Source organism: Halorubrum coriense DSM 10284 (assembly GCF_000337035.1).
Lineage (GTDB): Archaea > Halobacteriota > Halobacteria > Halobacteriales > Haloferacaceae > Halorubrum > Halorubrum coriense.
This window is the reverse complement of record NZ_AOJL01000011.1, coordinates 50,248-72,096: the sequence shown is the minus strand read 5'-3', so window position 1 is coordinate 72,096 and position 21,849 is coordinate 50,248. Positions and strand designations below refer to the sequence as shown.

Below are 21,849 nucleotides of genomic sequence, written 5' to 3'. Positions count from 1 at the left end.
CGGCCCGAACCGGCGCCGATCGGTCGACGGCGAGTCATTCCCAGATAACGCGCTCATCCGCCGAGAGACCACCGATACCGCGAGATCCCGACGAACGCGCGGGCTGAGGCATCGCAACGATCGTGACTGTTGAGAAAGACTATAAGTTCGGGTTCCCTCCTACAGTGTATGTCAGAGGCACAAACAGTCACTGATGGGTCGACGGCCGCGAGCGATCTGACGGCCTTCCAACAGAACATTCTCACCATCCTCGCCGAGGAGCCGATGTACGGCCTCGCTATCAAGCGAGAGCTGGAGGCCTACTACGGCTCGGAAGTGAACCACGGCCGGCTCTACCCCAACCTCGACGACCTCGTCGACGTGGGGCTCGTCGAGAAGAGCGAACTCGACAAGCGGACGAACCAGTACGAGCTCACCGAAGAGGGCCACGACGTCGTCCTCGGTCAGGTCGAGTGGGTCCTTGACCGGTTCGTCACCGACGAGGAACGCGCGGGCGAGGTCCACGCGCTGCTCGAGTAAGCGGCGACGACTACGGGGCAGGCAGCATCGAACTCCGACCGAACCTTTTGGCACACGGCGCGGCGAAAGCCGCGTTCTCTCTCCGCCGAGCGGCCGCTACGCCGAGTCGTCGCCGACGGCGTCCGGGTCATTGATGTCGGCGGCGACCGACTCGATCATAGAGAGCGACTCGTCGACCGCGGCGAGCTGCTCGTCGGTCGGCCAGCCGTTGCGGACCAGGTATTCCTCGCGGAACTCGGCGCGCATCGCCGGCGTTGCGTCGTCGACCGGGCGGACGTAGTGGTTGCTCATGAACGCGGCAAACGTCTCGGCGGTCCGGGCGTGGACGTCGGCCTCGCGCTCGGCGACGGCCTCGGCGACCGCCTCGTTGTACGCGGCCACCTCGCGGTAGCGGTCGGCGTCGCCGGGGCCGGACAGCGACACCTCGACCGCGCGGCCGGTGTCCTCGACGCGGTCCAGTTGGACCGTCCCGTGGTCCATCCACTCGTCGGGGTACAACACGAGCGTGTCGTCCTCGTCGCGGACGCGGACGGTGTACCCGTACTCGGTCGCGAGGGCGTCACGCCGCTCCCGGTACTGGTCGGCCGCTGCCTCGATCTCCGGCGTCGGTTCCGCCGACTCGGCCTCGCGGGCGAGCCGTGTGAGCCGTTCGGCCTCGTCGACCGCCTCGACGGGGACGTCCGGGACGCGTTCCTCGTCTCGCTCGGGAGACGCCGCGGCGTCGGAGCCCTCCTCACTTTCGCCGTCTCCCGCCGCCATCATCTCGCGTGCCCGTTCCTTCGCCCACTCCGGCGGTTCGTCGTCAGTTCGCGTCATCGAGTGCCTTATTCGCCAAATCGTCGGCGCGTTCGTTTATTTCTCGCGGTACGTGCGCAATCGACCACCGATCGAACCGTGTCAACAGCTCCCGGGCCCGGACCCGTCGCTCGCGGAGTTCCGGGTCGTTGGCGTCCCACTCGCCGCGGACCTGCTTGACGATCAGCTGCGAGTCGCCGCGGACGTCGACCGCGTCGAAGCCGTACTCGTCGGCCGCCTCCAGCGCCCGGATCAGCGCGGCGTACTCGGCCTGATTGTTCGTCGCGCGGCCGACCCCCTCGCCGCCCTCGGCGACGACCCCGTCTGAGGTGACGAGACACCAGCCGACCGCGGCCGGCCCCGGGTTCCCGCGGGAGGCCCCGTCGAAGTAGACGTGCGCGCGGCCGCCGCCGTCGCGGAGGAGGGCGGTCAGTCTGGTGGGGTCGCTCCCCTGGACGACGACCTTGTCGTCGTACGCGACCGCGACCGCCCCGTCGCGCTCGGCGCGCCACCGCTCGTGGGGCGTGTTCCCTTCGTCGACCCGAACGTCCGCGTCCGCGAGTCGCTCGCGCGCGGCGGCCGGATCGCAGTCGATCGTCGGCATTCGTCCGGGTTCCGCACCCGGCGGACAAAGGGCTGTCCGTCCGCGGTCGGAGGGCGGTGAGCCCCGGTCGTGTGACACACCCGCACGGTAACGAACTTTTAAGTAAAACCGATTGGATAGCATATAAATGCGATGACACGGCCCACCCGGCAACGGGATCACGACCGGCAGCGCGTGGGGGACGAAGACGCCGAGGAAGAGGCGATCGATGTCGCGGAGGTGGAGGACGTCGACGAACTGGACCCGGAGGACTTCGATCCGGAGAATCTCACCCGGACGGCCGACGGGGAACTGATACACGAGGAGACGGGGCTCATCGTCGAGGACGAGCAGATCGATCCCGGCCCGGAGTGGCGCGCGTTCAACCACTCGGAGCGACAGGAGAAGTCGCGCGTCGGGGCCCCGACGACGAAGACGATGCACGACAAGGGGCTGACGACGACCATCGACTGGAAGGACAAGGACGCCTACGGCCGCTCCATCTCCTCGAAGAAGCGGTCGCAGATGCACCGGCTCCGCAAGTGGCAAGAGCGCATTCGGACGAAGGACGCGGGCGAGCGCAACCTCCAGTTCGCGCTCTCGGAGATCGACCGCATGGCGTCGGCGCTCGGGGTCCCGCGGTCGGTCCGCGAAGTGGCGTCGGTGATCTACCGGCGCGCGCTCAACGAGGACCTGATCCGCGGGCGATCCATCGAGGGCGTCTCTACCGCTGCCCTGTACGCCGCCTGTCGCAAGGAGGGGATCCCCCGCAGCCTCGAAGAGATCTCGGAGGTCTCCCGGGTCGACCGCAAGGAGATCGGTCGCACCTACCGGTACATCTCCCAGGAGCTCGGCCTGGAGATGCGGCCGGTCGACCCGAAGAAGTACGTCCCGCGGTTCTCCTCGGAGCTGGAGCTCTCCGAGGAGGTCCAGTCGAAGGCCAACGAGATCATCGAGACCACCGCCGAACAGGGGCTCCTCTCCGGGAAGTCGCCCACCGGCTACGCCGCGGCGGCCATCTACGCGGCCTCGCTGCTCTGTAACGAGAAGAAGACCCAGCGCGAGGTCGCCGACGTCGCGCAGGTCACCGAGGTCACCATCCGGAACCGGTATCAAGAACAGATCGAAGCGATGGGAATCCACAGCTAGGCGGGCGCCGCCTCCCTCCCCGTCTCGCCTCTCTCGGTCGCCGCTCGTCGCCCGCCCCGTCCCCACAGCCAGCAACGTTCAAGCCGCCGCGCCGCCAAGGCCGGAGCGAATGCGGCTCGACGAATTCATCGAGTACGAGGCGAACGAGCGGGCCGAGCGGCGGCGCCTCGCGAGCGAGAAGGACTACGGCATCCTCGATCACCTCGACTCCTTCGAGCGGCGCTTCGACGAGCACGTCTCCGACGACGCCGTCGTCGGCAGCGTCTCGCCCTCCATCTTCGTCGGCCGCGCCGACTACCCGAACGTCTCGACCGGCCTGCTCTCCCCGGTCGGCCGCGAGGAGCGCGCGGCCGCGTTCGAGACCTCCGCGGCGTGGTACGACGAAGGCGTCTCCATCTCCGACGTGTTCGACCGCCGGACGAGCCTGCTCAACTCGACCCGCGGGGTCGACGTGGCGGACGCGGGCGCGACGAGCAGGGTGACCCCGGTCGGCGGCGGAGACGGGCCGGCCGAGAGCGTCCACGACGCGTGGGACGGCTGGCTGGGCGTCCAGCGCGAGGTCGCCATCGCGGACCGCCCGGTCGACGTGGAGATCGGCCTTGACGGCCGCCCGGACCTCGACTTCGACGTCGGCACGGAGGACATCAAGACGCCGACCGGGCCGCGCGCCGCGGCACGGACCGCGGACCTCGGCGAGAACCCGCACGTCCCCCGGCCGGTGAAGAAGACCCTCGAAGACGACGACTGGCGCGCCGAGGGGGCGATGACGTACCTCTACCGCCGCGGGTTCGACGTGTACGAGATCAACACGATCCTCTCGGCGGGCGCGCTCGGCCGGGGCGAGAACCGCCGGCTCGTCCCGACGCGCTGGTCGATCACGGCCGTCGACGACACGGTCGGGCAGTTCCTCCGCGGGTCGATCCGCGACAACCCGACGGTCGACCGGATCGAGGTCCACCGCAACGAGTACCTCGGCAACGCCTTCTGGGTGATCCTCGTACCGGGCCGGTGGGAGTACGAACTCGTCGAGATGAAGTCGCCCGGCTCGATCTGGAACCCCGACCCGGAAGCGGGGGTGTACCTCGCGGCCGCCAGTGAGGGGCGCGAGGGCCGGACTGGCTACGTCGAGGAGACCGCGGGCGCGTACTACGCGGCGCGGCTCGGCGTCCTCGAGCGGCTCGACGACCGCGGCCGGCAGGCGAAGGCGCTCGTCGTGCGCCACGTCTCCGACGACTACTGGGGCCCGGTCGGCGTGTGGCAGGTGCGCGAGGCCGTCCGCAACGCCTTCGAGGGCGAGCGCGGCACGGCCGAGACGTTCGGCGAGGCGGTCCGCGGAGTCGCCGACCACCTCCCCGTCTCGCTCGGACGGCTCCGCCGGAAGTCGGCGCTTGCAGCCGGGCTCCAGGCGAACCTCGCGGATTTCGTCGATACGGGGTGAGGGACGGCGGCGCTCCCCCCGCCCCGGTCACTTTAGTCGCGCCGGCGAGTGGGTCGGCGCATGGTACCCATGGCCCTCGCGTTCGGCGGCGTACCCGGCGGTCCGGAGGTGGTAATCGTCCTGATTGTTGCCGCCCTCTTGTTCGGGGTTCCCCTCGTTCTCGTCGCGGGAGTGGTGCTCTACTTCACGACGCGCTCTGACGACGATGCCGTCGACGACGGTGCGTCCGGAGCAGGAAGCCGGGAGCCCGACGCCGAGCGGATCGCGGAGCTGGAAGCGGAGGTCGAGCGACTTCGCGAGAAGGTGGACGGGGAGGCGGACGAAGCTGAGGAAGCGGAGCGCTCATAGGCGACGAAGCGGTCGGCGCGTACCGACGAGCGTCCGGAGGGCGCGAGTCGCGAGAGACCGGAGGATCCTCTGACGGCCGGCGCGTGGCGCGGACAGCGAGCGCGCACGAGCCGCGCGGACGGGGCTTCGGAAGTGTTTGGGCGTCAGTACCCGACCGATCGGTCCGCGCCGCCTGCTCGACCAATCGACCGATTCTGTTAGTCCTCGGCCCAGTAGTACAGCTCCTCGCGCGGCGCGTCGCAGCTCGGGCAGTTGGCGGGGAGCTGCTCGCCGATCTCGCCCATCTCGCCGCACTCCCAGCAGCGCCACATCACGTACGCGGTGCCGAACACGTCGCGGGCGTCGGTGAGCGCCAGGGTCTCGGAGCTCGACGGCGACGCGACGTAGAAGCCGTCGTCGTCGACCCCCCGGATCGACCCGAGACGCTCGCCGTCCTCGTTGTACACCGCCTGCCCGATGCTCACGTCGGCGAATACGGGTTCTTCGGAGGCCATACGGGGGCGTACGCGTTGATCACTTATAATTATGTGAGTCAGTAGCACGATACACTATTAAATCCGAGGTCGTCGGAGCGGTTCGGCGGCGAACGCGTCCGGCGCACCGGCGGCGCGGTCGCTCGCCGGGACTCGTCGATGGAGAGAGTAACGGCGGCGAGACGGGGCGAAAGCGCCGGTTCAGGCGACCGGCGTGCGCTCAACGACGGTGCCGTCGGCAGTCGGGTACTGCTCGACGATCTCGCCCTCGTCGAGGTCGCCGTCCTCGACCATCTCCTCGAGGAGCCACCACGCGACCTCGACGTGGTTCGACTTGACGGTGTAGAACTCTTCGGGGACGCCGAGCGCCTCGAACCGCTCAGGCTCGGCGAACGCCTTTCCGTAGACGAGGGTGCCGTCGTCGGTCACCTCGTCGAACTCGCGGCAGATGTTCTTCGCCATCCGCTTGAGCCGGTTGCGGTGTTGGGCGGCGTCTTTGAATACCGACGTACAGAAGTACACCTTCTCGTGGCTCGCCATCTCTTCTAAGATGGCGTCGTCCTTCGACCCCTCGACGGCGGACATGTGGCCCTCCTGGAGTTCGAACCCCTCCTCTTGCATCCGACGGTAGTTGCCGTCGGACATCTCGAACTCGTTGACGTTACAGAACTCCGCGGCCCCCTCGTCTAAGAACTCCAAGAACTCCGGCTCCGCGCGGATGCCGGGGATCTCGAAGGCGGGCGTGAGCCCCTCCTCGCGGGCGATGTGGAGGATGTCCTCCCACTCGGTGCCGTGCATGTCGCCCCACATCTCCAGCGGCGGGTGGAAGCGGATCTCGTCGAGCCCGGCCTCCGAGAGGCGGCGCATGTTCTCGCGGCCGCCGGTGATTCCGGTGTACAGGTGGGTGTGGTGGTCCTCGCCGAACTCGTCTTTCAACAGTTCGAGGTACCGGGTCGTCTTCGCCATCGCCTCCTGCGGCTCGCCGCCGGTGATCGAGGTGCCGAGCGCGCTCATGCGTTTGGCCTCCTCGATCACGTCGGAATCGGACTCGACTTTCCGCTCGTTGGCGTACACGTCGGTGACGTTCTTGCGGTTCTCTCCGAGGGGGCAGTAGAAGCAGTCCCGCTGGTCGCAGTAGCCGTAGACGAACAGCACCATCTTCCCGCCCTTGGCGCACTGTTCACAGCCCTTGGAGATCATCTACCCGTCTCTACCGGCCGCGGCCTCAAAAAGCGTCCGAACCGTGCTGTCCCGGGAGATCGGTTGGCACGGGCGAGGGTGCGGCGGCCGTGCGCCGCGGCGCGAGAGCGGTCAAACGAACACAAAGTATGTACCTTCGCCGCTGCGACGAGCGGACATGGACTCCGGTGAGACGCCAGTTCCCGACGACGAGAAGCGCTCCACGACCGACGCGGTCACGCGTCGCCGCGCGCTCGCCGTCGGGGGAGCCCTCGGCCTGACGAGTCTCGCCGGCTGTACCGCGCTCGACGTCGCCACCGGCGGAACCGCCGAGTTCGCGGCCGGCACCGCGACCGTCGCCGACGCGACGCTCTCTGAGACCGGCTACGGGCTCAACGAGGTCACCGACGAGACGGTGACTCAGGAGTTCGAGGTCGGTGGGTCGACGCGGGAAGTCGAGGTGACGAACACCGTCGCGGAGTACGACAAGGCCGTCGAGCTGTTCGGCGAGCGCTACCAGGCGGCCGTCTTCTCGGCGGTGGCGACGCCGCAGGTCGAGGTGCTCGGCGAGGCGTTCAACCCGATTGCCGACCTCAGTCCGGACGAGCGGGCCGCGCTGATCGCGGACCGCTACGAGGGGGTAAGCGACCTCGAACGTGGCTCTGAGTACTCCACGACGGTGCTCGGGTCCGACGCGCAGGTCGTCGTGTACTCGGCTGACGGGCAGATCGAGGACACCGGCGTGAGCGTCGAGCTTATGTTTCACGTCGGGTCCCCGGTTGAGGCGGGCAGGGACTTCGTCCTCCCGCTCGCCGCCTACCCCGCGTCGTTCGGCGACGGCGAGAACGTCCGCTCGATGATGAACGGGATCGAACACGAGCCGAACGACGGGAGCTGACGGGCGCGACGACGCGGACGACCGATGCGTGACGGCCCGCGCGGACAGGTCGCCATCGCCGCAAATCAGCTGACTGCGGCGGCACCGGCGACCGCTTCGGCGGGACCGAGCCGAGCCGAAAACATATGTCGCCCGCTCGCCTAACGTCGAACGATGCTACTCGTCCTCTGTGTCGACCTCGACGACGACCTCGGCCGCAAGACGGGGATCCCGACCCCCGTCGTCGGCGACGAGGACGTTACCGAGGCCGCGGTCGCGCTCGCGACCGCCGACCCCGAGGACTCTGACGTCAACGTCCTCTTTCAGGGCGTCAACGTCCACGACGAGCTGGCCGCCGAAGGCGAGGCGGTCGAGGTCGCGGCCGTCACCGGCGTGGACGGCCCCGACGTGAAGGCGAACCGTGCGGTCGGTCAGGAGGTCGACCGGGTGCTCGCCGAGCTGTCGACCGGCGAGGAGGTGTCCGCGGTCGTGATCACCGACGGGGCCCAAGACGAGTCTGTCCTCCCCGTGATCCGGTCGCGGATGCCGATCGATGGGATGCGCCGGGTCGTTGTCCGGCAGGCGCAGGACCTCGAGTCGCTGTACTACACGATCAAGCAGGTCCTCGCGGACCCGGAGACCAGGGGGACGATACTCATCCCGCTCGGCGTCCTCCTGCTAATCTACCCGCTCGTCGTCGTCGCGAACCTCTTCGACGTGGCCGGGGCGGCCGTGTTGGGTATCCTCTCCGGCGCGGTCGGGCTCTACTCGCTGTTCCGCGGGCTGGGACTCGAGGAGACGGTCGACGGGACCGCCGAGACCATCCGCACTGTCCTGTATACCGGCCGCGTGACGCTCGTCACCTACGTCGTCGCGCTCGCGCTCATCGTCGTCGGCGGCGTCCAAGGCGTTGAGACCGTCGACGTCGTCCGCGGCGTTCAGGGCGGCTCGCTCGCCGCTGGGACCGGCCTCGCGGCATTCGTTCACGGGTTCGTCCAGTGGCTCGGCGTCGCGGGCGTCACCTCCAGCCTCGGACAGATCACCGACGAGTACCTCGCCGGCCGGTTCCGGTGGCGCTATCTCAACGCCCCCTTCTACGTCGCCTCTATCGCCGTGGTGCTGTTCGCGGTCTCCGGGTTCTTCCTCCCGGACGCGCCGGGGGTGACGGCGCTCGGGCTATCGGAGCTGGCGATGGCGCTGGCGGCGGGGACCCTCATCGGCGTGTTGAGCACGCTCGCATTCGCCGTCGCAGAATCGCAGCTCCCGTCGACGGAGCCGGTGTGAGAAGGGGGGCCGGGTTGGCGGTGGAAGCGGAGCGCCGCCTACCGCGGCGTCCAGGAGTCGCACGCTTCCATGTCGTCCATCAGCTCGTCGTAGTGCGCGCAGTAGGGCCGCATCCCGTCGTCGGTCCGGACGTAGTCGAACTGCGCGCAGTTGCCGCAGTAGGCGTCACCGGGGCCGTCGCGCGCGGCAGGGGAGCCAGGCGAGGACCCAGACTCCGGCGGCGGGGACGACGACGGACCGCCCGTCGGTCCCGTGTCGTCGAGCGGCGAGGTGATGTCCGCGTCGGCGCTGCCGCCGTCGCTCACGCCCGGCGAGCCGGGCCCGGGACGACCGCCGGCGCCGGTGCCCGACGAGGTTGCGGTCTGGCCGTTGGTTGCCGCCCGCTCGCTCGTCGCGGACGGCGAGCCGACCCCTCGTGCCTCGGAGTCGCGGGCGTCACCAGGCCGGTTCGTCTGCGTCTCGACCTCGCCGTCGGGCGTCCCGCCGAGGAGGCCGACGCCGCCGGGGCCATTCAGCTGGTCGCGGGGGACCTCTACCACCTTCGTCTCCCCCTTATGAGTCACCTCCATCGAGACGGTGCCGCCGGGGTCGTTTCGGGTCTTGAAGTTGGCGACGCCGACAAACACGCTCCACAGCGTCGTCGCGGCCCCGAGGAAGTAGACGCCCGCGGTGGGGAGCGTCAGGTCGGTCAGATCCGGGCGTGGCCCGCCCACCCACTGCTGGGGGTACGCGTGCGCGAACAGCGCCACACCGAGGCACATGACGACCGCACCGACGATCGCCGCGGCGTAGGTGTTTCGCTCGGCTGGGAGGACGGCCATCACGCCGAGCAACACGAGCGGGACGCCGACGCCACCGAGGACGCCGCCGACCTCACGAGCGGTTCCCGAGGTATAGCTCGCCGGCAGCGCCACCTCGGCCGCCACGAGGATACCAGCGAGGAGGAGCAGCGCGCCCACGACGAACGACCCCACACCGAGGTACAGCCGACGCGGGTCAACCCCGGAGCGCCCCCGTCCGCCATACGCCTCCGAGAGACTGGTCATAGGCGGGGTACGTCGTCCACCGTGAAAACAGTACGTCAGACGATCACGGGCGGCGGGTGACGGCGACCGCATAGGTGGGATAAAAGCGGTCACGCACAACGGGCAGAACAGATCGCGCACGACGACCGGCGCGGACCGCGGTTGAGCCGGCCGAGAGTGCGCCGGCTCAGATCAGCGCCTCGATGTCGACGTTGGCGTCGAGCAGTTCGGCCATCCGGTCGACCGTGCGGACGTCGCGGGTGCGGCCGCCGCGGATGACCGCCTCGGCGCGGTCAATAGCGGTGACCGTGTCGGTGTTCACCGCGAGGACGGGCTTGCCGGCGTCCGCGGCCTTGCCGAGGACCGCCCCCGAGGGACGGTGTCCGCCGGTGAGGACGAGGCAGGCGACCCCGGAGGCGTCGAGTGCCGCGGTCTGGACGTCCGCGCGGTCGCCGCCCGTGATGACGGCGGCGTCACGGGCCCGCCGGAAGTACCGCAGCGCCTCGTCGCCGCCCATCGCGCCGACGAGGAAGCGCTCGACGAAGGGGTCGGTGGGCGCGTCGGTGAGCAGTTCCGCGCCGAGTTCGTCCGCGAGCTCGCCGACCGTGACGCCCGCGAGCTCCTTCTCGTACGGGAGCGCACCGAACACGGTGATGCCCTTCGATTCGAGGAACGGGATGCCGTCTTGGTCGAGCGACTCGAAGGCGTCGTCGGACACCTTGTTGAACACGATGCCTGCGAGGCGGTCGCCGAACGCGTCGGCGGCCGCCAGCACCTCGTCGAGGTCGTTCGGCGAACCGTACTCGGCGACGAGGACGACGTTCGCGTCGAGTAGCTCCGCCACGTCGACGTCGGTGAGGTCGACGACGCCGCCGGTGGTCCAGCTGCCGCCGCCCTCGACAAACACCTGATCGTGGTCGGCCGCGATGCCGTTGTACTCCTCGCTGATACGGTCGCGCAGGGCCCCTGCGTCCTCGGTGCCGCGGATCGCGCCCTCGACGAACGTTGGCGAGTAGACGACGGGCTCCATCTGGTGCATCTCGGCGTCCAAGCCGAGCACCTCGCGGGCGAGCATGGGGTCCTGGTCGAGCGTCTTGCCGACGTTCGACTGGAGCCGGGTCCCCTTCGGTTTCATGTAGCCGACGCTGCGGTCGCGGTCGGCCGCGAGCCGCGCGAGGGCGATGGTGATCGCTGTCTTTCCGGCGCTGTCTCCGGTCGCGGTGACGAGTGTGGTGGGTGTGTCAGTCATTGGTGGGTTCCTCCGCGTCGAGCGGCTTCGGTTCGGGCTCCGGCGCGTCGAGCGCCTCCGGGTCGACGGTGAGTCTCACGTCGACGGCGGCGGCGTTCGTGCCGCCGTCGTCGTCGGGCAGTGCGACGAGGGGGTTGATGTCGAGTTCGAGGATGGCCGGGAAGTCGGTGACCAGCTGCGAGAGCCGGCCGATCGTCTCGATCACGGCGTCGACGTCGACCGGGTCGCGGCCGCGCGCGCCCCGGAGCAGGGGCGCCGACTGAATCTCCTCGGTCATCTCGCGGGCCTCGGGCTCGGAGACGGGCGCGACGCGGAAGGTAGTGTCTTCCATCACCTCCACGAAGATGCCGCCCAGCCCGAACATCAGCAGCGGCCCGAACTGCGGGTCGCGGTTCATACCGACAATCGTCTCGACGCCGTCATCCAAATCGACCATCTCCTGTACCTGGACGCCGAGGACGGTCGCGTCCGGCTGGTAGTTGCGCGCCCGGGTGATGAGGTCCTCGTAGGTGTCCGCCACGTCGTCGTCCCCGACGCCGACGGCGACGCCGCCGATGTCGGACTTGTGGAGGATGTCCGGGGAGACGATCTTCATCACCACGTCGCCGTCGACGCCCGCGGCGACCTCGCGGGCGCGCTCTGGCGAGTCAACGATCTCGCCGTCGGGCGTGGGGATGCCGTAGGCGTCGAGCAGCTCCATCGCCTCGACGCCCAAGCGGTTGTCGTCGCGGTCGCGAACCGAGCCGAGGATCTCGCGGGCGCGCTCGCGGTCGACGTCGAACGACATCGGGTCGGCGTACTCCCGTCGTTTGATGTCCCGGTAGGTCGCAAGCGTCGCGAGGCTGTCGATGGCGCGCGCCGGGTCGAAGTAACAGGGGATCCCCCGCGACTGGAGCTGCTGTTTCGGCTCGCGGGTGCGGTCGCCACCCATCAGGCAGGCGGCGACGGGCGCGTCCATCTCGTCGCTCACATCGGTGATCGCGTCCGCCAGATCGTCGAAGTCGATCGTCGCCGTCGGCGCGGCCAACACGAGGGCGGCGCCGACGTTGTCGTCAGCGACGGTGACCTCAAGCGCCTCGCGGAACCGGTCGACATCGGCGTCGCCGATCACGTCGACCGGGTTGTGGATGTTCGCCTCCTCGGGCATCGACTCGGCAAGCGCGTCGCTCGTCTCGCGCGTGAACGACGCCATGTCGAGATCGGCGTCGCCGACCGCGTCGGTCGCCATCACGCCGGGGCCGCCGGCGTTGGTGACGATGGCGACGCTGTCGGTATCCGGGAGCGGCTGGCTGCCCAAGATCCCAGCCGAGTCGAACAGCTCGTCGACCGACTCCGCGCGGATGACGCCGGCCTGATCGAGGCCGGCCTCGTACGCCTTGTCGGAGCCAGCGAGCGTGCCGGTGTGCGAGGAGGCCGCCTGCGCGCCGGCGCTCGTCCGCCCGGACTTCACGGCGACGATGGGGGTGTCCTGGGTTGTCTGCCGGGCGGTCTCGATAAACTCGCGGCCGTCCTCGATCCCCTCGAGATAGCCGATGATCACGTCGGTCTCCTCGTCTTCACCCCAGTGGTCAACGAAGTCCGTCTCGTCTAGGACGGCCTTGTTGCCGAGGGAGACGACGTCTTTGAAGCCGATCCCGTTGTCGTTTGCCCAGTCGAGCACCGCGGTGACGAACGCCCCGGACTGGCTCATGAAGGAGAGTCCGCCGGGGAGTGCGTTCTCGGGGCCGAAGGTGGCGTTCATGCCCGAAGGGGTCGACATGATCCCCAGACTGTTGGGGCCGACGAGGTTGAGGTCGTACTCGTCGGCTAGCTCCGCGAGGCGACGCTCCCTCGCCGCTCCGTCCTCTCCCGTCTCGCCGAAGCCGGCGGTGATCACGACGACGTTACGGACCCCCGTCTCACCGCACGCCTCGATGGCGTCTAACACGATCGAGGGAGGGACGACGACGACCGCGACGTCGGCGTCCGCGTCAGCGACGTCGTCGACGCACGGCGTCCCGAGCACCTCGTCGTAGTTCGGATTGACGGGGACCGTGTCGCCGTCGAAGTCGTCGAGGAGGTTCGACGTGACCGCGCGGCCGACCGCGCCCTCGCGGGCGGTGGCGCCGACGACGGCGACCCGATCCGGGTCGAACAGCTCGTTGAGCGTACCCATCAACTTGTGAGTACGCGAAGCGCCGGCTTAAGATCGGTGGGATGTTCTTCGGAATTGGAGTCAACGGTGAACGATCGATCGGGTTCCGGTCACTCGTCGGTCGGATTCGGCGACAAGTCGCGGGGAACGTCGTCGTTCATGCCGGCGTCTTCGGCCTCCCGGTCCGCGCCGGGTTCGGAGCCAGTGGCCGTCGCTCCGCCGTCCGGCTCGACCGGCCTGGCCGCGGCCCCGCCGTGGTAGTCCCACTTGCCCGCCGGGGGCGTCGACTCGCAGTCGGCGTCCGGCACGCTGATCGTCACCGCGTTCCCGTCGGGACCGGAGTCGAACGTCAGGTCGCCGCCCGAGCGGTCGGCGATCCAGTAGACGAGCCACAAGCCCATTCCGTCGGTGTGTGTCAAGTCGTCCATCTCCCAGCGGTCGGTGATCGGGTCGCGCTCGTCCGCCGGGATCGGCGGCGCATTATCTTGAACGGTGATATCAACGCGGTCGTCCGGCGCGGTGACCTCGACCGCTACCTCCGGGGTCGTCTCCGCGTGCTCGATGGCGTTCTCGACCAGCTCCGCAATCGCGTAATCTAGTTCGGGGTGAGTGAGTGCCCGGAGGCCGTCGGGACAACAGACGGAGACCTCCGCGGCCGACGCGCTATGATTGCTCAGCGCGTTGTCGACCGCGGTTTCGACGAGCGACACGACCCGAAGCGGCTTCGGTGGCTCCTTCCGTCTGAGCAGATCGATCACGCCGCGCTGTTTCTCGGCCGAGGTCAGCAAGTCGTCGGCGACACGACGGATCGTCTCTGCGTGGTCAATCAAGTCGGCGACAAATCTGGCCGGATCATCATCAATCGACGAGTCCGTCGGGCAGAGCGCGTCGTCGACGCGAGTCGCGATCTGCTCAGCGGTACCGTCGACAATGTTCATGTCGTTGCGGATCGTGTGACGCAGCAAGTTGTCCATTACCGTGAGTTGGCGCTTGCGACGATACTCGTCGGTGACATCGCGGGTGAAGCCGGTGATCGCGACAGCCGCGTCGTCCTCGACGACGGGCCGGGCGGGCACCCGCACCCAGCGCATCCCTTGATCAGGGTTGCCGATGCGGTAGTCGAGATGCGTGGACTGGCCGGCCGAGAGCCGCCGCATCGCGTCTTCGACCGCCGGACGGTCGTCCGGGTGGACCATTTCGAGAAATGCATTGGGCTGTGCGCGCAGCGTCTCGCGGTTGATCCCGTACACCGGCTTCACCGCCTCGTTGACGAACAGCAATTCGCTCCAGTCGGCAGTAAACATCCACAGCACGTCCGGCGAGGTGGATGCGATCGTCTCCAGTCGCCGTCGAGACTCGACTTCGAGCGTGACATCGCGCGAACTCAGCGCGTAGCCGTCGATCCCGGTCTTTACCGGCGGGTAGACGCGCGTGCGGAGCCACAGCCAGTCGCCGTCGGCTCTTTTGTATCGGTACTCCAAGGGGGCGTCGGGCCGAGCGCCCTCGGCGACGACTGTATCGAAAACTGCCCGGACCCGGTCAGCGTCGTCGGGGTGAATACGGTCGAACGCGTCCGTCCCGAGGAGGTCGTCGGGGGCGAACCCGAGGAGGTCGCGCGTGGCGGCGTTGAGATACCGGAACCGTCCCCGTTCGTCGATCACCGCGACCTTGTCCTGCGCGAGATCGATGAGGGTCTCTGGCTCCGGCGAGCGAGACATACGATAATCGTCAACAAACGTTCGTATAACCTTGACCGTCCGATTATCAGGTTCAAAACTCTGACGCGGCAGACGGCTCCCGTGAGGCGTCAGTCGGCCGAGACGCCGGGGGCATCGATCGCGGCGGTTAGGGGGTCGGTCCCCTGTTCGTCGACGGTAAGGGAGACGCCCTCGTCGTCGAGTTCGATCGCGGCATCGGCGGCGTCGCGGACGTACTCCGCGGCGTGGTCGCCGTCGGGGTCGAAGCGGACGCCCTCGGCGAGCAGCGGCGTCTCGCTCAGAAGTTCGACCTTCCGGTAGGCGGTCGAGAGCGCGATGTCGCAGACTTCGGCAAGTTCGCTCGTCGTCTTCGGCGTCGCCGCGGCCGCAAGGATCGCCCGGCAGTCGGCGTCAGCGAGCGCTTCGAACGTCGCGTCGAGCGCCGCGTCTCCTTCGGTCGTCGTCGCGTCGTTCGTCCGCGAGGGGCGTTTCATATCTGTATGTATCGGCTCCACCCACCCGAACGGTGGCCCATCATATGCGGGGCGTTTTATACCGCGGGCCTGCGCCCGCCAATGTTTTTGCCCGGGGCAGGTAGGGACGAACGAGATGGGATCGGGAATCCGGGCGGAGGTCTCGCTGCCGGCGTCGTCGCCGTCCCCGTTTGACGGCGTCGTCGACGGCGCGGCGACGGTCGCCGAGATTGCGCGCTGTACGCCCGCTGACGACGCCGGCCGCGTCGTCGTGGAGTTCATTGGGGACGCCGACCTCTCGGTTCCCGAGGGAGTTGAGGTCGTCTTCGACTACGGTGGGCGGGCCGCGTACCGGTTCGACGCGGCCGTCGACTCCGACTCGCCGTTTGCCGTCCTTGACCGCCACGAGACGCCGCTTTCGGAGGCGGTGATCCGCGACGGGCGGCTCCGGCTCACCTTCCACGCGGGCGACCTGCCGACGCTGCGGTCGGTGTTGGAGGCGTTCCGCGACCGGTGTCCGGACATGGAGGTGTTGCGGCTGCTCCAGTCGACGACGACGCCGACGGAGACAGATCTGGTCACCGTCGATCGGAGCGAGCTGACGGAGCGGCAGCGCGAGGTGCTCGCGGCCGCCTACGACGCGGGGTACTTCGATCACCCCAAGGGGGCCAACGCCGGGGAGGTCGCCGAGTCGCTCGGGATCGGCCGGTCGACGTTCACCGAACACGTCGCGGCCGCCCAGCGGAAGCTGTTCGGGTCGCTGCTCGATTAATCGCGTTCCGAAGCCGCGAGAATCCGCGACCCGTTTGATGAGCGTGGGTAGCGTACCCACAGGTATGACGGGGCGATCCACCCACACCTTCGTCTGCCCGGAGTGTCGGCGCTCGATCGAGGTGGACAACGCGATGCGGTCGACGCTGCTCGAGACGGGCTGTGTCGTCTGCGGAGCGCCGGTCACCGAGGAGGACATGGGCGAGGCACCGACGGTCGGCTGAGCGGCTGAGAAACGATCGCCCCGCGGTCCCCGCGTGCTGTGCCGCGTCATCACGACCTAACCGGTCGAGCTTGTATCGTCTCGTCGCCGCGTTCCCGCCCATCGGCCTCGCATCGTCTCGTCGTCGCATCCCCGCGCGTCGCGCCGTCTGTGCCGTCTCGTTTCCTTTATCACCTCGTACGCGGAAGAGCGGGTATGCCGACGAACAGCGAGGTCGAGATGTCGCCGGCCGAGGTGGACGCACACCTGTCGCGCCACGAGACGGGCGTCCTCGCGCTCGCGCGCGACGACGCGCCGTACGCGATCCCGATCTCTTACGGGTACGACGCCGACGACCGCGAGCTGTATCTCCGGTTGGTGTCGACGCCCGACAGCGAGAAGCGCGAGTTCCTCGCGTCGACGCCGCAGGCCCGCGTGGTCGTCTACGGCGACGACGACGACGAGTACGCGAGCGTCGTCGGCGTCGGCGCGCTCGAACGGGTCGACCTCGAGGAGCTCACCCCTGAGACAATCGCGCAGTACGGCGAGACGCAGCGCCCGCTTTTCGAGATCTGGGCCGCCGACAAGCCGGACCTCGACATCGAGCTCTACCGGTTCACCCCCGAGAAGCTGACCGGGCGGACGGTCGTCGTCGAGCGCGACGAGGCGTAAAACGGGCTCGCCGCCGGGCGTCTCGCTCGCGGCGATTGCCCCGGGCCAAGGCGGCGACACCAAGCTTATCACGGTCGAGTCAGGAGTCACGCTGAGCGACGAATGACGATATTATGAACGGAACGCGCCCCGATGACACCGCTCGCTCGCGAGTCGCGGCCCTCGTCGGCCGGCTCTCGACCGCGCTGGCGGCGCGCGTCGCGGTCGACCGACGCGCGCTCGCGGCCTTCCGAATCGGGCTCGGGGCGGTGCTCCTCGCCGACCTCGCGGCGCGGTCGCGCTCGTTGACCGCCTTCTACACGGACGCCGGCGTCCTCCCCCGCCGCGCGCTGTTCGCGGACTACGCGGGGACGCTCTCGGTCCACGCCCTCGTCGGCGAGCCGTGGGCTGTCGCGCTGGTGTTCGCCGTCGCGGGCGCGGTCGCCCTCGCGCTGTGCGTCGGGTACCGGACCCGGCTCGCGACCGCGGCCTCGTGGCTGTTGCTCCTCTCCCTCCACGCCCGAAATCCGATGGTGTTGAACGCGGGCGACGACCTACTCCTCGCTCTGCTGTTCTGGAGTCTCTTCCTCCCGCTCGGCGCGCGCTGGTCGGTCGACGCCGTTAGGGGGCCGGACGCGCGGGACGGAAGAGAGGAAGAGACCGACCTGACGGCGGACGGCGACGCCGGCGTCTCGGCGCTGGACGCGACCGAGACCGCGGTGGCGAACGTGGCCGCGATGGCGGTCCTCGCGCAGGTGTTGGTCATGTACCTGACGAACGCCGTCCACAAGTTCGAGAGCGAGCTCTGGATGAGCGGCGAGGCGGTCGTGTACGTCATGCAGGCCGACCAGTTCAGCTACCTCCTCGGAGACTATCTCGCTGCGTTCACCCCGCTTCTGCGCGCGTTCACCGTGTTGTGGGTGGCGCTGCTGTTCGCGTCGCCGCTGTTGCTCCTGCTCACCGGGTTCCCGCGCGCCGTCCTCGCGTCGCTGTTCGTCGGGATGCACCTTGGGATGGCGGTCACGATCCGTGTCGGCCTCTTCCCGGTCGTCGTCGTCGTCGGCTTCCTCCCGTTCTTCCAAACCCCGGTTTGGGACGTCGTCGCGCGCGTCGTCGACCGACTGAACTGGGCGCGGGGGGTCGCAAGCTGGCGAGCCCGGTGCGTCTCGCTGGCGCGGCGCCTGAACGCGGTCGACGCCGCGCTCCCGCGACCGGTCGGCGCGGAGCGGCTCGCCGCCCTCCGAAGTGGGGGGCTCGCCCGCGGTCGCGTCCTCTTCACGACGGTCCTCCCGTACGCGTTCCTCGTGTTGATCCTCTTGTCGAGCGCGGCATCAGTCGGCTACGCCGAGGTTCCAGACCCCGCCGAGGACGCCTTGGACACCGTCGAGATGACCCAGTCGTGGCAGATGTTCGCGCCCGACCCGATCCACACGACCCGCTGGATCGTCGCGGTCGGCGCGCTCGAAGACGGGACCGAGCGCGACGTGTACCGCGACGCCGCGGTCACCTTCGACAGACCCGACCGCGCGGAGACCACTTACCGGACCTCGCGGTGGCGGAAGTACCTCAAGAACGTCGACGGCGCCGACAACGAGAACCACCGCTCGTACCTCGCGAACTACCTCTGTGGCGACTGGAACCGCACCCACGAGACGGATGTCGAGACTGTGACGATCTACCGGGGGTATGAGCGGACGAACCCCTACAACGGAACGGTCGAGGCCGCGGACGAGTACGAGCTGATCGAGTACGACTGCTCGGGCGAGTTCATCCAGAACGAGTAGCGACTGGGCGCGTCGGTCCGGCCGAAGTCCACTTATGTGTAAGTCTTTGTAGTCTCACGGCACCATCACGGATTCATCGTGGTATCGATGTCAACGCCCCCGTGGTCGCTTCGACGAGCGACTATCGCGGGGATGCGAAGTTGGTCTTCGCGGGGCACGTGTCGGCCGTGAGGAGAGCCTGCGCGGGTTCGCTGCCAGCTCGTAGCGCAGTGCGGCGTCACCGAAACGGAGCCGGGTTCGAGACGGCGCAGCCGTCGCCAAGGGACGAGGCGGGCTTGGGCGTAGTGGCGATCAAATCTCGACCCGACAGTGAGTGACACGGACCACTCCACGGCTAGAAAGTACACTCACCGAACTGCCGTTTGGCAGTGTAAGGCCCGCACCAGCACAGAGCTGGAAGCGGTCCTTAATGTCACGCCAAGGTGTCAGCCTCCCAGACCGGAAGCTTTCACGATGGGTTACTAGCCACCGCCACATCTGGGTACTGATAGCAAGTGCCAAGCCGGCTATCAGACAGGTATTCGTGCCAGTGACTAGCATTAACATGATATAACTCGATGTACTTCAAGCTATCTTGTCACACAAATGTTTCCATATTATTTTTGACTGTTCCGGGTCTGAGAGAGGATTCAGCCCGATTCAGAGGGAGGATCCTGAAGGCTTCGCAAATCAATGGCACGGGCAGTGGACACAACAGTGATAGAAATCTGAACAACCCACAGAGAGTAAAACGTGTCTCCGTCTTAGTGGTGGGACGGGGGCGACGACACCTCAGCCCCTGTTCCACTAGGTTGGTACCGTTCCCACAGGAGAACGGCAGGGGGGAGCGCAACGATCGTGAAAATAAACGAGTATACCACGCTCAAAGCCATGAGTAGCCCGAAATCCCCAAGCACGGGCGTGATCGCAAGCGCAAGCGCTCCAGTACCAAGCGATGTGGTGAGCATACTGCCGAGCAGCGCGCCACCCGTTCCGGAGAACGTGATGATCATCGACGTGAGTGCGTCCCCGTTCTCGTTGTACTCATCGATGAACCGGTGAGTTGCGTGAACGGAGTACGCGATCCCGAGTCCGATTGAAATCGACAGAATCGTCGCCGTTAACGCGTTGAGCGAGAGCCCAAGCGCACGCATTGTACCAAGGAGGAATGCGATCGCAATCGCGATCGGAAACAGGTTAACGATCCCGAGCAGCGGTTTCCCCTCCAACACGCCATAGGCGATGACAAGGAAAATCCCGGTGAGCCCCATCGCGAGGATTAGTCCTTGGATCGCAGAGTTGAAGATGATATCCGTGACCGCGGCGAACACCACGAGCTGGCCGGTTGCGGTCGCTTGGGGCCGGAAGTCATCAGCGAACTGGCGGGCGTCGGCCGCGGCTTCGCTCTGGGTCGCGCTCGAGTCGATGGCGTACTCGATCTGTGCCTTTCGGCGGTCGGGCGTGAGATACTGTTTCGCCCGATCACCGGCCGGCGACGCGAATAGCTCGTCGTAGATACGCTCTAGATTACGATCGGGAACGCCGTTGCCGTCGACATCGCTGCGGGCAACGAGTCGTCCAAATTCTGGGTCTCGCTCAGCCTGCGACTGGATCACCGTGATGATGCTTGTCGGGCGAGCGCGGCCGCCCTCAGCAACGGCGAGCGTCCTAGGCGGATCCCCGTTCGGGGCGACGAGTGCTTCGAGCGCGTGATCCTCTTCGAAGTTCCCCTCAGCGTATATCTTCACGGATTGGTCTTGGCTAGTCGAGAAGCGGTCCTCCAGCAGCGAGATCGTCTCCGCAACGGTGTACTCGCTCGGCGCGAACGGCCCCGGGAGTGCAGTGACGTACTCGGGGAGCTCTTCCGGCGGGAGGAAGTCTTCAGTCTCGAAGGTGGTGTCGACGCCGCTGCCGTACGCTGTTGCCATTCCCCCCGAAATGAGTAGGACGATCACAAGCGCGATCGGCGCGTACTGGCTGACCTGAGTCGGGAAGCTGAGCAGCTTGCCGAGCGTCGAATCACTCGAGGAGATCGGTGCGGAATTGAACTCGGGCACGCCGTAAGCGTCGCGAAGTTTGTCGACCTCAAGCTTCGCCGCTGGTAGGAACAGCCCAAAGATCAGGAATGTGAAGATGATCCCGATCGCCGAGGCGATGCCGAGGTCGCGGATTGGACCGAGGTCAGAGATCACATTGGCACCGAACCCGAACACGGTTGTGGCGGTGACAATGATGAATGCAATCATCAGCTGATTGTTTGCCTCCCGCATCGCCTCGATGGCGCTGTACCCCTTGACAGCCTCCTCACGGTACCGGTTAATGATGTGGATCCCAAAGTCGACCCCAACGGCAAGCAACAACACCGGGACGGAGATCATCTGTTGACTAAACGGGATTCCGGAGTAGCCAAGAAAGCCGAAGGTCCACACAACGGTCATCAGCAGCGATAAAAGTCCCAGTGACAGGTCAATCGGGTCCCGATACGCGACCACGAGGAATATCAGCAGCAGGATCACGACGACCGGCATCACAATTGTGAGCGAGTCGCCGATGACGTTCGCCGTTTCCGCGTTCGTCACGCCGGTGCCGAAAGCCCGGATGTCGCTCGGGTAGTCGTTCGTGATCGACTGGACGGTCGTTTGGAGCTCCTGAAGCCCTGAGAAACCGGCGGGCACGTCGTGCGATATGACTGTGATCGACGCCGACGCGCTGACGGCAGTTGGATTGAAATCCGTTGACACCGCGCGGCTAAACTGCGGGTTCTCAGACAGCTGCCGGACCGTCTGGCGAACCGCTGTCGGGCTCGCTGCCTCAAGCGCACGTCGCTTCTCGGTGATCGTTGTCGCGGACGGGTCGATCGCGCTCGCGACAACCGTCGCCGGACCGTTGGTCGACTCGACTCGTAGGTTGTCCCGTTGGGAAAGATCTTCAAGGAGCCGCAGTTCGCGGGTGAGTTCCTCCTTTGTGAGGACGTTTCCGCCGGTGTGAATGAGTTGGGTTGACTCGCTATCTGCTTCGAACGGGTCATCAAACTCCTGGTTGACTGCGTCTAGCGCTTCCTGCTCGGCAAGCCCCTCAGTGAACGAATCAGTCGCCCCAGTGTCGGTGCTGACGAGTCCGATCCCACCGGCAAACACCGCAGTAAGCACTAAGAATGCGACAATCACCTGTCGCGGTCGGTCTACGATGGCGTCGTTGAGTCGGCGAATACCCGACTCGATCCGATCACTGAGTGACAT

At 67.4% G+C, this 21,849-nt stretch carries 20 protein-coding genes; 10 read left to right on the top strand and 10 right to left on the bottom strand.

From position 1 onward, the window contains the following. Positions 1 to 168 precede the first annotated feature (168 nt). A complete protein-coding gene (locus C464_RS01775) occupies positions 169 to 519 on the top strand; it encodes a PadR family transcriptional regulator (RefSeq protein ID WP_006111784.1) in 351 nt (116 codons plus the stop codon). Positions 520 to 615: 96 nt separating this feature from the next. Here C464_RS01775 and C464_RS01770 read toward each other — a convergent pair whose 3' ends face one another. Both C464_RS01770 and rnhA read right to left on the bottom strand, forming a co-directional pair. Beyond that, on the bottom strand, positions 616 to 1,335 hold the full coding sequence (locus C464_RS01770; protein WP_006111783.1) for a DUF7108 family protein: 720 nt from the start codon (positions 1,333 to 1,335) through the stop codon (positions 616 to 618). Continuing rightward, a complete protein-coding gene (gene rnhA, locus C464_RS01765; RefSeq protein ID WP_006111782.1) occupies positions 1,322 to 1,918 on the bottom strand; it encodes a ribonuclease HI in 597 nt (198 codons plus the stop codon). The genes C464_RS01770 and rnhA overlap by 14 nt, the downstream gene beginning before the upstream one ends. A gap of 132 nt (positions 1,919 to 2,050) precedes the next feature. Between rnhA and C464_RS01760 the strand changes: the two genes are divergently transcribed. The 3 genes from C464_RS01760 (at position 2,051) to C464_RS01750 (ending at position 4,832) form a co-directional block, all read left to right on the top strand. Next, on the top strand, positions 2,051 to 3,046 hold the full coding sequence (locus C464_RS01760; RefSeq protein WP_049910766.1) for a transcription initiation factor IIB: 996 nt from the start codon (positions 2,051 to 2,053) through the stop codon (positions 3,044 to 3,046). Between the two features lie 109 nt (positions 3,047 to 3,155). Continuing rightward, positions 3,156 to 4,484, top strand: coding sequence for a DNA repair protein NreA (nreA, locus tag C464_RS01755; protein WP_006111780.1), 1,329 nt, complete (start codon positions 3,156 to 3,158; stop codon positions 4,482 to 4,484). Between the two features lie 60 nt (positions 4,485 to 4,544). Continuing rightward, the gene (locus C464_RS01750; protein ID WP_006111779.1) at positions 4,545 to 4,832 is read left to right on the top strand and encodes a hypothetical protein; all 288 of its coding nucleotides are present in this window, start codon (positions 4,545 to 4,547) and stop codon (positions 4,830 to 4,832) included. Between the two features lie 197 nt (positions 4,833 to 5,029). On the opposite strand, the gene C464_RS01745 is transcribed toward C464_RS01750, so the two are convergent. Together C464_RS01745 and C464_RS01740 are read right to left on the bottom strand one after the other, a co-directional pair. Next, positions 5,030 to 5,326, bottom strand: coding sequence for a DUF7130 family rubredoxin-like protein (locus C464_RS01745; protein WP_006111778.1), 297 nt, complete (start codon positions 5,324 to 5,326; stop codon positions 5,030 to 5,032). 180 nt (positions 5,327 to 5,506) lie between these two features. Then, positions 5,507 to 6,505: a radical SAM protein gene (locus C464_RS01740; RefSeq protein ID WP_006111777.1), complete on the bottom strand. Its 999-nt coding sequence runs from the start codon at positions 6,503 to 6,505 to the stop codon at positions 5,507 to 5,509. Positions 6,506 to 6,662: 157 nt separating this feature from the next. Here C464_RS01740 and C464_RS01735 point away from each other — a divergent pair, with 157 nt between their 5' ends. Further along, the gene (locus C464_RS01735) at positions 6,663 to 7,382 is read left to right on the top strand and encodes a DUF6517 family protein (protein ID WP_006111776.1); all 720 of its coding nucleotides are present in this window, start codon (positions 6,663 to 6,665) and stop codon (positions 7,380 to 7,382) included. A gap of 153 nt (positions 7,383 to 7,535) precedes the next feature. Next, a complete protein-coding gene (locus C464_RS01730; protein WP_006111775.1) occupies positions 7,536 to 8,645 on the top strand; it encodes a DUF373 family protein in 1,110 nt (369 codons plus the stop codon). Positions 8,646 to 8,683: 38 nt separating this feature from the next. On the opposite strand, the gene C464_RS01725 is transcribed toward C464_RS01730, so the two are convergent. The 5 genes from C464_RS01725 to C464_RS01705 form a co-directional block, all read right to left on the bottom strand. Beyond that, entirely contained in the window at positions 8,684 to 9,691 is a 1,008-nt protein-coding gene (locus tag C464_RS01725; protein ID WP_049910765.1) for a DUF7139 domain-containing protein, read from the bottom strand. 166 nt (positions 9,692 to 9,857) lie between these two features. Next, positions 9,858 to 10,919, bottom strand: coding sequence for a phosphotransacetylase family protein (locus C464_RS01720; RefSeq protein ID WP_006111773.1), 1,062 nt, complete (start codon positions 10,917 to 10,919; stop codon positions 9,858 to 9,860). Further along, on the bottom strand, positions 10,912 to 13,074 hold the full coding sequence (locus C464_RS01715) for an acetate--CoA ligase family protein (RefSeq protein WP_006111772.1): 2,163 nt from the start codon (positions 13,072 to 13,074) through the stop codon (positions 10,912 to 10,914). The genes C464_RS01720 and C464_RS01715 overlap by 8 nt, the downstream gene beginning before the upstream one ends. Positions 13,075 to 13,163: 89 nt before the next feature. Further along, on the bottom strand, positions 13,164 to 14,771 hold the full coding sequence (locus tag C464_RS01710) for a PAS domain-containing sensor histidine kinase (protein ID WP_006111771.1): 1,608 nt from the start codon (positions 14,769 to 14,771) through the stop codon (positions 13,164 to 13,166). An 89-nt stretch (positions 14,772 to 14,860) separates the two neighbouring features. Then, the gene (locus tag C464_RS01705) at positions 14,861 to 15,244 is read right to left on the bottom strand and encodes a winged helix-turn-helix domain-containing protein (RefSeq protein ID WP_006111770.1); all 384 of its coding nucleotides are present in this window, start codon (positions 15,242 to 15,244) and stop codon (positions 14,861 to 14,863) included. Between the two features lie 115 nt (positions 15,245 to 15,359). Between C464_RS01705 and C464_RS01700 the strand changes: the two genes are divergently transcribed. The 4 genes from C464_RS01700 (at position 15,360) to C464_RS01690 (ending at position 18,631) form a co-directional block, all read left to right on the top strand. Beyond that, entirely contained in the window at positions 15,360 to 15,995 is a 636-nt protein-coding gene (locus C464_RS01700; RefSeq protein WP_006111769.1) for a helix-turn-helix domain-containing protein, read from the top strand. Positions 15,996 to 16,059: 64 nt separating this feature from the next. Then, the gene (locus C464_RS19105; protein ID WP_006111768.1) at positions 16,060 to 16,218 is read left to right on the top strand and encodes a DUF7560 family zinc ribbon protein; all 159 of its coding nucleotides are present in this window, start codon (positions 16,060 to 16,062) and stop codon (positions 16,216 to 16,218) included. Positions 16,219 to 16,412: 194 nt separating this feature from the next. Continuing rightward, entirely contained in the window at positions 16,413 to 16,868 is a 456-nt protein-coding gene (locus C464_RS01695; protein WP_006111767.1) for a pyridoxamine 5'-phosphate oxidase family protein, read from the top strand. Positions 16,869 to 16,981: 113 nt separating this feature from the next. Further along, a complete protein-coding gene (locus C464_RS01690; protein WP_006111766.1) occupies positions 16,982 to 18,631 on the top strand; it encodes an HTTM domain-containing protein in 1,650 nt (549 codons plus the stop codon). A gap of 743 nt (positions 18,632 to 19,374) precedes the next feature. Here C464_RS01690 and C464_RS01685 read toward each other — a convergent pair. After that, on the bottom strand, positions 19,375 to 21,849 hold the full coding sequence (locus C464_RS01685; protein ID WP_049910764.1) for an efflux RND transporter permease subunit: 2,475 nt from the start codon (positions 21,847 to 21,849) through the stop codon (positions 19,375 to 19,377).

Bases quoted from the DNA above. Each gene is read 5' to 3' on its own strand.
- C464_RS01695 (WP_006111767.1), top strand. From the start codon at position 16,413: ATGCCGACGAACAGCGAGGTCGAGATGTCGCCGGCCGAGGTGGACGCA.
- C464_RS01705 (WP_006111770.1), bottom strand. From the start codon at position 15,244: ATGAAACGCCCCTCGCGGACGAACGACGCGACGACGACCGAAGGAGAC.
- C464_RS01725 (WP_049910765.1), bottom strand. From the start codon at position 9,691: ATGACCAGTCTCTCGGAGGCGTATGGCGGACGGGGGCGCTCCGGGGTT.
- C464_RS01700 (WP_006111769.1), top strand. From the start codon at position 15,360: ATGGGATCGGGAATCCGGGCGGAGGTCTCGCTGCCGGCGTCGTCGCCG.
- C464_RS01690 (WP_006111766.1), top strand. From the start codon at position 16,982: ATGAACGGAACGCGCCCCGATGACACCGCTCGCTCGCGAGTCGCGGCC.
- C464_RS01740 (WP_006111777.1), bottom strand. From the start codon at position 6,505: ATGATCTCCAAGGGCTGTGAACAGTGCGCCAAGGGCGGGAAGATGGTG.
- C464_RS01720 (WP_006111773.1), bottom strand. From the start codon at position 10,919: ATGACTGACACACCCACCACACTCGTCACCGCGACCGGAGACAGCGCC.
- nreA (WP_006111780.1), top strand. From the start codon at position 3,156: ATGCGGCTCGACGAATTCATCGAGTACGAGGCGAACGAGCGGGCCGAG.
- C464_RS01760 (WP_049910766.1), top strand. From the start codon at position 2,051: ATGACACGGCCCACCCGGCAACGGGATCACGACCGGCAGCGCGTGGGG.
- C464_RS01735 (WP_006111776.1), top strand. From the start codon at position 6,663: ATGGACTCCGGTGAGACGCCAGTTCCCGACGACGAGAAGCGCTCCACG.
- C464_RS19105 (WP_006111768.1), top strand. From the start codon at position 16,060: ATGACGGGGCGATCCACCCACACCTTCGTCTGCCCGGAGTGTCGGCGC.
- rnhA (WP_006111782.1), bottom strand. From the start codon at position 1,918: ATGCCGACGATCGACTGCGATCCGGCCGCCGCGCGCGAGCGACTCGCG.
- C464_RS01685 (WP_049910764.1), bottom strand. From the start codon at position 21,849: ATGTCACTCAGTGATCGGATCGAGTCGGGTATTCGCCGACTCAACGAC.
- C464_RS01745 (WP_006111778.1), bottom strand. From the start codon at position 5,326: ATGGCCTCCGAAGAACCCGTATTCGCCGACGTGAGCATCGGGCAGGCG.
- C464_RS01750 (WP_006111779.1), top strand. From the start codon at position 4,545: ATGGTACCCATGGCCCTCGCGTTCGGCGGCGTACCCGGCGGTCCGGAG.
- C464_RS01775 (WP_006111784.1), top strand. From the start codon at position 169: ATGTCAGAGGCACAAACAGTCACTGATGGGTCGACGGCCGCGAGCGAT.
- C464_RS01715 (WP_006111772.1), bottom strand. From the start codon at position 13,074: ATGGGTACGCTCAACGAGCTGTTCGACCCGGATCGGGTCGCCGTCGTC.
- C464_RS01710 (WP_006111771.1), bottom strand. From the start codon at position 14,771: ATGTCTCGCTCGCCGGAGCCAGAGACCCTCATCGATCTCGCGCAGGAC.
- C464_RS01770 (WP_006111783.1), bottom strand. From the start codon at position 1,335: ATGACGCGAACTGACGACGAACCGCCGGAGTGGGCGAAGGAACGGGCA.
- C464_RS01730 (WP_006111775.1), top strand. From the start codon at position 7,536: ATGCTACTCGTCCTCTGTGTCGACCTCGACGACGACCTCGGCCGCAAG.